We start from the raw sequence: 678 nt of genomic DNA on the forward strand, positions 1-678 counted from the left end.
AAGATCCCGGGCCGGCTCTTCGCCGGGTCGGCGTTGCCCATGGCGCCGGGTTCGTCGGCCGACGACGACAACGCCGTCTTGAGCGCGCGGGAATGTTGGGATCTGCTGGCGGGCCACACCCTGGGTCGGTTGGTCACCTGCGTCGACGGCCGCCCCGACATCTTCCCCGTCAACTACGCCGTGCAACGCGGCACCGTGCTGTTCCGCACCGCGCAGGGCACCAAGCTGGTCAGCACCGCGATCAACGATCGGGTCCTCTTCGAGGTCGACGACCACACGGTTGCGCAGGGCTGGAGCGTCATCGTCAAGGGCACCGCGCGGGCGTTGCACACCCGCGAGGAGCTGCACGACGCCGAACGGGCGCAGGTGTTGCCCTGGACGCTGCCCGAGAAGACCCACTACGTGCGGATCCTGCCCGACGAGGTGACCGGGCGCCGGCTGCGGTTCGGGCCGCGCGACGGCACGCCGTGGTGAACGACCCGAATCCTGTTGCCTCACAACGAACCCAGCGTCGGTTCCGCTGGCCACTCGACGAAGTCGGTAAGCGGGCGCCGCGGCGTCGCCGACAAGGGATCGGCGTTGATCGGCGCCCAGCCCACCCGCAACAGCATCTGCGGATGATCGCGATCCCCGAACACGCTGGCCCGCACCGCGTCCCGCGTCGCGGGCGTCTCCAGC

Annotated in this window: 1 protein-coding gene and 1 pseudogene; one reads left to right on the forward strand and one right to left on the reverse strand. The window is 70.2% G+C overall.

The genetic code is table 11. From position 1 onward, the window contains the following. Nucleotides 1-39 precede the first annotated feature (39 nt). Nucleotides 40-474 carry a pyridoxamine 5'-phosphate oxidase family protein gene (locus A5714_RS23450; RefSeq protein WP_068289428.1) on the forward strand — a complete coding sequence of 145 codons (435 nt, stop codon included), beginning with the start codon at nt 40-42 and terminating at the stop codon, nt 472-474. 20 nt (nt 475-494) lie between these two features. Here the strand turns inward: A5714_RS23450 and A5714_RS23455 are convergent. After that, nucleotides 495-678: pseudogene (locus A5714_RS23455) on the reverse strand (NAD(P)H nitroreductase); the annotation flags it as partial.

The organism is Mycobacterium sp. E2462, from assembly GCF_001672685.1.
GTDB lineage: Bacteria > Actinomycetota > Actinomycetes > Mycobacteriales > Mycobacteriaceae > Mycobacterium.